Source organism: Rhodoferax sp. (assembly GCF_037143375.1).
Classification (GTDB): domain Bacteria; phylum Pseudomonadota; class Gammaproteobacteria; order Burkholderiales; family Burkholderiaceae_C; genus Rhodoferax.
On record NZ_JBAWYV010000149.1, the window covers coordinates 1 to 7383 of the forward strand.

Genomic DNA, 7383 nt, shown 5'->3' on the forward strand with positions numbered 1-7383 from the left:
CCAAATCAAGCTTCAAGACCGGTTCCCAAACCGGCGGCATGCTGCAGTGGCTGGGGCTGGCGTTCATTTTGCTGATCGCCGACCAGTTCACCAAGGTCTTGATCGTCGGCTTCTACCAACTCGGTGACAGCACGCATGTAACGAACTTTTTCAACGTGGTGCGCGTGCACAACAGCGGCGCCGCTTTTTCGTTTCTAGCGGGTGCAGGCGGCTGGCAGCGCTGGTTTTTCACGGCCATTGGCGTCGTGGCAGCAGCGGTTATTTTGTGGTTGCTCAAATCGCACGCGGGTCAAAAGCTGTTTGCTTTTGCCATGGCCTGCATATTGGGCGGCGCCATTGGCAACGTGATCGACCGGGTGATGTACGGCTACGTGGTCGACTTCCTGGATTTCCATTGGCACGGCTGGCATTTCCCGGCCTTCAACATCGCCGACAGTGCGATTACCGTGGGCGCTGCCTTCCTCATATTGGATGAGTTACTGCGGGTGCGGCGCGGACGCTAATCTGAACGAATCCTCACTGTTGATCGCAAAGCATGCTTTCCGCGTCAGTTAGGCCCACAGCGGCCTAACAATAGAAGTCAGCCTCAAACTTTCTTCTGCCTCAAAGGAATCCCGTTGAGAGCCACGGCACAGCGGCCACGATGACGGTTCCGAGCAGCAAAATCAGCAAATAACCGATGATGGGTCGAATGCCATCGTCTGGACTGACCCGGCCGATAGCACAGGCCGCGTAGTAGCCCACCCCCAGTGGCGGCGCAAACAGTCCCAATCCCATGGACAGCACCACCACCATCGCATAGTGCACTTCATGGATTTGCAGCTGGCGCGCGATCGGAAATAGCAGGGGTCCAAAAAGTACGATGGCCGGGATGCCCTCAAGCACAGAACCCAGCACAACGAAAGTAATGATCGACACGGTGAGGAACATCGGCGCACCACCCGGAAGCGCTTGCATCACTGCGGCCAGCCAGTTTGAAAATCCTGACTGGGTCAGTCCCCAGGCCATGGCGGTTGCGGTACCGATGATCAGCAGGATGGAACCTGAAAGCGATGCCGTACTGACCAGCAATGGCCCCAGCCGTTTCCAGTCAAACTGGCGGTAGACCAGCAGCCCGGCCAGCACGGCGTAGGCGATGCCAATGGTCGACACTTCGGTGGCCGTTGCCACACCTTCCACCACGGCAGCGCGAATCACCACCGGCAGGGCCAATGCGGGCAATGCAATGAGGCCCAGACGAACCACCTGCGTCCAGGGCGTGCGCGGCACATGGCTGACGTCCTCATGCCGATACCGATAACCCACCACCGCGCACAGCAGGAGTCCCAAGACCAGCGCAGGCAGCAGGCCACCGGTAAACAAGGCGGCAATCGAGACGCCGGTTACCGAGCCAATCGTGATCAAGACCAGACTGGGCGGCACGGTTTCAGTCTGGGCACCGGTGGCGGCCAGCAAGGCCACCAACTCGCCATCCTTGGCACCACGCTTGCGCATCTCAGGAAAAAGGGCGGGTGCAATGGCCGCCATATCGGCCGCTTTGGAGCCAGAAATGCCGGAAACAAGGTACATCGCCCCCACCAGCACATAGGACAGGCCGCCCTTCACGCCACCCAGAAAACTGGCCAGAAAATTCACCATGGCCCGCGCCATGCCTGTCATTTCGATGAGCAAGCCCAAAAATACAAACAGCGGAACCGCCAGCAGGATCAGGTGGGACATGCCCTCATCCATGCGCCCCACAATCACCGGCAGGGGTGTGCTGGTACAAAGAGCCAGGTAGCCGAAGGTGCCCAAACCAAATGCGAAGGCAATGGGAATTCCGGCAAACACACAACTCGCCACCACCCCCACAAAGAAGATGACCAGGTTGAGGCGGCCCAAATCTTCAAACAAGGGTTTGGCCAGCCAGAACACGGCTGCAATCAGGGCCGTTCCCGCCAGCCCCATCATCGCGTGCTTGAGATGGGTAACACGGGCCAGGCGCAAGGCCGCGAAAATGGCCATTAGGACGATGCCCGTGGGCAGCGCCGCAGCACGCCAGGCGTTGGAAATCTCCAGTGCCGGCGTGGTGATAAAAGCTTCTTCAGACGCATATTCCCAGGCGGGCCAGGCCACCATGGCCAGAAAAGCCAGGCAGGCGCTGGTGGCAAAAGCTTCCAGCAGGGCTGCCCGAGAACTGCTGGCCTTGCTGACCCAGGCCGTCATGCGCATGTGCTCGCCACGGCGCAAGGCCACCACCGAACCCAGCATGGCGAGCCAGAGGAACAACATAGAGGCCAGTTCATCCGACCACACCAGGGGCCGATGCAGGACAAAGCGGGAAAACACCCCGCTAAACAACACGGAAATGTCTGCCAGCACCAGCAGCGCTGCCGGGATTTCGACGAGCGCCCCCAACACGGACTCAATCCGGTTTAACCAAGGTCGTTGTGGGGGTGCTTGAAGTTCAGGTGCGGCAGTCATGTCATGCAAAAGACGTTATGGAAACAAGTTAAACACGGGGAACTGGCTCAAGCCAGTTTGCCGGTATTGGCTTCCAGAATCGCCCAGGCTTCATCCCCGTACTTGGCCTTCCATTCAGCATAGAAGCCGGCTTTTTGCAGATGTTCACGGAACGCTTGTGTCTTGGGCTGGTTGAATACCAGGCCCTTACTGGCCAGGTCTTTTTGCAATGACGCATTCATGTCGGCCACGTCGGCGCGTTCTTTCATACCTGCCGCATTGATGTGTTTGGCCACAATCACCTGCAAATCCTTGGGCAAACGCTCCCAGGCTTTGCGGTTGGACAGGAACCAGAAACCGTCCCACATATGGCTGGTCAGGGAGCAATACTTCTGCACCTCGTACAACTTGGCGGTGGAAATGATCGCCAAGGGATTTTCCTGGCCTTCGACCACTTTGGTTTGCAGCGCGGAATAAACCTCGCCAAAGTTGATGGAGGCAGGCGATGCATCGAAAGCCTTGAACATCGACGTCCACAAAGGGGACACCGGCACACGGATCTTGAAACCTTTTAAATCGGTAGGGCTGGTGATGGCTTTAGTGCTGGAGGTAATGTGCCTGAATCCGTTGTCCCAGATCTTGTCCATGGGCACCAGACCGGCCTTAACGATCTGGGCACGAATGTAGGCGCCCAGATTGCCGTCCATGGCTTTCCAGACCGCGTCATAGTCCGAAAACGCAAATCCGATGCCGCTAATCGATGTCGCCGGAACCAAGGTGGAAAGAATCAAACCGGACAGGGTAAAGAACTCAATGCCACCGGAGCGCAACTGGCTCAGCATGTCGGTGTCTGAGCCCAGCTGGTTGTTGGGAAACACCTGGATTTCAACGCGGCCATGGGTCTCAGCGCGAATGGCATCAGCCATTTCCTTGGCGCGCACATTCATGGGGTGGGTGACGGGCAGGTTGTTCGCGTACTTGTAAACAAACTCCGCTTTCTGGGCGAAGGCAGTGCCCATTGGCAAGGTCATGGCAGTCGCGCCAGCAGCAGCCAGCAGGGAGCGGCGGGATAATTTCATGGGGTTGTCTCCAGTTGATATTTTTTGTGCATTGGCGCCTGGAACGGGCTCAGCGCCATTAGATTATGGCGGTAAAGTCAAGCACCAAATTCACCACTCAATAGACCTATGACAACTGCACTTTCATTAACTCCTGTTGCCGTCGTGACCGGCGGCGCCCGTGGTATTGGCCTTGGCATTGCCCGCTGGTTTTTGACACGAGGCTACCGCGTCGCGCTGCTCGATATTGATGCGGCCACACTGGCACGCACCGACGCCGAATTGAACGACTCGGCACGCGTATTGGCGCTGGTTTGTGACGTGTCCAGCCCCGAGCAAGTTCAAAAATCGATTGCGCAAGTGGATAAAACCTTTGGCCGCATCGACTCACTGGTCAACAACGCGGGGATCGCCGTGTTCAAGACCATTGGATCCACGAGCTACGAAGAATGGCGCGCCGTCATGGCCACCAACCTCGATGGTGCCTTTTTGTGCACGCAGGCCTGCGTGCCCGCCATGCTGCGCAGTGGTGGCGGTAGCGTGGTGAATATTGCATCCATCTCCGGGCTGCGTGCCAGTACGCTGCGCGTGGCCTACGGCACCAGCAAAGCGGCTTTAATCCATCTGACCAAGCAGCAAGCGGCCGAGTTGGGCACCGTGGGCATTCGGGTCAACGCCGTGGCACCCGGTCCCGTAGAAACCGAAATGGCCAAGCTGGTACACAGCGTGGCGATTCGGTCGGATTACCACGACGTTATTCCGTTGAATCGCTATGGCTCGGTGGAAGAGATTGCGGCGGTGGCCGGTTTCCTGTGCAGCGCGGATGCCGCCTACGTCAACGGACAGGTGCTGGCTGTTGATGGTGGTTTCGAAGCGGCTGGCGTGGGCTTGCCAACGCTGCGCAAGATGGCCGCAGACTAAAACTCAATAGACAGAAATTTCCTCTGGCTACCGCCAAGAGCAATGGTGAGAATTTTAGAACTTTGCATGACATTTTGAGGCGCGAGTTCGTTGGGACCGCTGCTTCCTAAGATCACCACAAAGCAGGGGACATTTAAATCCTCAATAAGCGGCTTGGTTGTGAATTACGCATTTAGTATGTACATTATGCTAAACGTAATTAATTTTGATATGGTGAATTTTGAAACTGCGGCTTTTACGCCGGAGCCCATTGCGTCACAGGAAATCAAAAAAACTGAAGATGAAGCTCATGCTTAAAAATCAATCGTTCAAAAGTGAGTCAGGCTGCCCAATGGGGAAAATGGCTGCCGCCTTTGATCCTTTTGAAGCGGCTTACCATGAGGACCCCCCTGAATATGTGCGATGGGCAAGGGACCAAGAACCTGTTTTTTTTAGTCCCAAACTTGGCTATTGGGTGATCACACGTTATGAAGACATAAAGCCAATATTTCGTGACAACGTGACCTTCAGCCCATCGATTGCACTGGAAAAAATTACACCCAACAGCCAGGAAGCCAATGACGTCCTGGCCACTTATGGATACGCCATGGGTCGGACCTTGGTGAATGAAGACGAGCCAGCCCATATGGCTCGACGTCGTGTCCTCATGGAATCATTCACGCCAGAAGAATTGCTGCACCACGAACCCATGGTCAGAAAAATTGCCAGGGAGTATGTTGATCGCTTCATCAACGATGGCCAGGCTGATTTGGTCGATCAAATGCTGTACGAAGTGCCATTAACGATTGCTTTGCATTTCCTCGGAGTTCCAGAAGAAGATGCCGGTATGTTGCGCAAATACGCAGTTGCACATACTGTCAATACTTGGGGTCGGCCCAAGCCAGAACACCAGTTGGAGGTGGCGCATGCCGTTGGCAACTTTTGGCAATACGCAGGAAAAGTCCTCGAAAAGATGCGTCTTGATCCTTCCGGTAACGGATGGATGAAGTACGGAATTCGAAAACAAGCGGAGTATCCCGAGGTCATCACAGATTCCTACCTGCATTCGATGATGATGGCGGGGATTGTGGCGGCGCATGAGACGACATCTCTCGCCACAACCAATGCGGTAAAACTGCTACTTCAACATCCCAGTGCATGGAAAGAAATATCTGAAGATCCAAGCCTGATTTCAAACGCAGTTGAAGAGTGCTTACGTTTCAGCGGTCCCATCGCGGGATGGCGCAGATTGACAACAAAAGATGCCAAGGTTGGTGGCTTGGACATTCCTTCAGGATCAAAGCTCTTGATCCTCATGTCGTCGGCTAACCATGACGAACGTTATTTTTCAGACCCTGAAATTTTCAATATCAGAAGGGAAAACGCGAGCGAGCATCTCTCCTTCGGTTATGGATCTCACCAGTGCATGGGAAAGAATCTGGCCCGATTAGAGTTGCAAATTTTCTTGGAAGAATTAAGCCGACGCATACCGCACATGAAGTTGGCGAAACAGACGTTTACGTACTTGCCCAACGTTGCGTTCAGGGGGCCAGAACACCTCTTGGTAGAGTGGGATCCAAAGCTAAATCCTGAGGCAAAAAATCCTAACTTGCTTAAGGAAAAATTTGGCGTTCGTTTAGGCGAACCGTCCAAACAAGCGATATCGCGGATGATGACAGTCAGCAGCGTGAATGCCCTCACAAAAGACATTGTGAAGATCAGCTTGACAACTGCTGACGGAAAGGCCTTGCCAAAGTGGACGCCTGGCGCACATATTGACGTTGAATGTGGCGCTGCCAGCCTCTCACGGCAGTATTCCTTGTGCGGTAATCCTGAAAACACGGGAGCACTCGAAATTGCGGTGCAGCGAGATCCAAACAGCAGAGGTGGCTCAGCGTGGATTCACGACCATGTAAAAACAGGTGATCATCTCAAGATCCGCGGACCTCGTAATTACTTCCGTTTTGACGATCAATGCAAGAAAGCGGTTTTCATCGCAGGCGGAATTGGAATAACGCCTATTCATGCAATGGCACGTTTGGCAAAGATGAATGGAATTGATTACGAAGTTCATTACAGTGGCAGTACCCGGGCTTCAATGTCTTTTCTGGCTGAGTTGTCGGCGCTTCATGGCGAACGCTTGCACGTCTATGTCAAAGCGGAGGGTCGGCGAAACGACTTGAAAACACTGATCGAGCGCACAACCGTGGATGCGCAGTTTTATGCCTGTGGTCCAGAGCGCATGCTGGATGAGCTTGAGAAATATTGTGCTGACAGGCCTGAAGGCGCCCTCCACATCGAGCATTTCTCATCAAAACTCGGTTCGCTTGATCCCTCTAAAGAATCAGAATTTGAAGTTGAGTTGAAAGACTCTGGGTTGGTTATCACCGTTCCGAGAGATCAAACAATATTGCAGGCACTGCGCAACTTTAATATTGATGTGCAAAGCGATTGTGGTGAAGGCTTGTGTGGCTCCTGTGAAGTGCGCGTTCTTGAAGGTCAGATTGACCATCGCGACGTGGTCCTCACACGTGCCGAACGCAGTGCAAATGACAAAATTTTGGTTTGCTGCTCAAGAGCGAGCGGTGGCTCAAAATTGGTACTTGAACTTTGAACCTGATAGGCCAATCCACAGGACTCAGGTCGATGCTCGGATGCCATGCTTTGGCAAAATTTCATTGATTGATAACATAAAACAGTATGTAATTCTCAACGGCAGTAAGGACTTGTATGCTTGAAACTGCGACTGACTTTCAAAGTCGAAGGATTCACGGCTGCAACAACACATTAACAACAAAGGAGACAGACATGAAGGTAGCGTTTTTGGGTATTAGGAAATTTTTGGTTTCTTCGCAGATGATTGCACTCGGCATGGGTGCATCTATCGGAATAGCCTATGCTGAGGAGCCGATCCGCATCGGATCGTTTCTCTCGGTCACGGGGCCCGCAGCATTTCTGGGCGACCCGGAACTTAAGACACTTA

The 7383-nt window shown here is 54.0% G+C and carries 5 protein-coding genes; 3 read left to right on the top strand and 2 right to left on the bottom strand.

Going from position 1 to position 7383, the window contains the following annotated elements; translation table 11 throughout:
* Positions 1–38: 38 nt before the first annotated feature.
* Complete coding sequence (gene lspA, locus WCG50_RS15965; protein ID WP_336900591.1) at positions 39–503, top strand: signal peptidase II; 465 nt, start codon at positions 39–41, stop codon at positions 501–503.
* A 100-nt stretch (positions 504–603) separates the two neighbouring features.
* On the opposite strand, the gene WCG50_RS15970 is transcribed toward lspA, so the two are convergent.
* Positions 604–2463 carry a TRAP transporter large permease subunit gene (locus WCG50_RS15970; RefSeq protein ID WP_336900587.1) on the bottom strand — a complete coding sequence of 620 codons (1860 nt, stop codon included), beginning with the start codon at positions 2461–2463 and terminating at the stop codon, positions 604–606.
* A 47-nt stretch (positions 2464–2510) separates the two neighbouring features.
* Positions 2511–3521: a TRAP transporter substrate-binding protein gene (locus tag WCG50_RS15975; protein WP_336900588.1), complete on the bottom strand. Its 1011-nt coding sequence runs from the start codon at positions 3519–3521 to the stop codon at positions 2511–2513.
* Between the two features lie 108 nt (positions 3522–3629).
* Between WCG50_RS15975 and WCG50_RS15980 the strand changes: the two genes are divergently transcribed.
* Together WCG50_RS15980 and WCG50_RS15985 are read left to right on the top strand one after the other, a co-directional pair.
* Complete coding sequence (locus WCG50_RS15980; RefSeq protein ID WP_336900589.1) at positions 3630–4421, top strand: SDR family oxidoreductase; 792 nt, start codon at positions 3630–3632, stop codon at positions 4419–4421.
* Between the two features lie 280 nt (positions 4422–4701).
* Positions 4702–7014 carry a cytochrome P450/oxidoreductase gene (locus WCG50_RS15985; RefSeq protein ID WP_336900590.1) on the top strand — a complete coding sequence of 771 codons (2313 nt, stop codon included), beginning with the start codon at positions 4702–4704 and terminating at the stop codon, positions 7012–7014.
* The last annotated feature ends 369 nt before the right edge of the window (positions 7015–7383 follow it).

Excerpts from the sequence above, each read along its gene's own strand:
- lspA (WP_336900591.1), top strand. The coding sequence starts at position 39 with ATGCTGCAGTGGCTGGGGCTGGCGTTCATTTTGCTGATCGCCGACCAG.
- WCG50_RS15970 (WP_336900587.1), bottom strand. The coding sequence starts at position 2,463 with ATGACTGCCGCACCTGAACTTCAAGCACCCCCACAACGACCTTGGTTA.
- WCG50_RS15975 (WP_336900588.1), bottom strand. The coding sequence starts at position 3,521 with ATGAAATTATCCCGCCGCTCCCTGCTGGCTGCTGCTGGCGCGACTGCC.
- WCG50_RS15980 (WP_336900589.1), top strand. The coding sequence starts at position 3,630 with ATGACAACTGCACTTTCATTAACTCCTGTTGCCGTCGTGACCGGCGGC.
- WCG50_RS15985 (WP_336900590.1), top strand. The coding sequence starts at position 4,702 with ATGAAGCTCATGCTTAAAAATCAATCGTTCAAAAGTGAGTCAGGCTGC.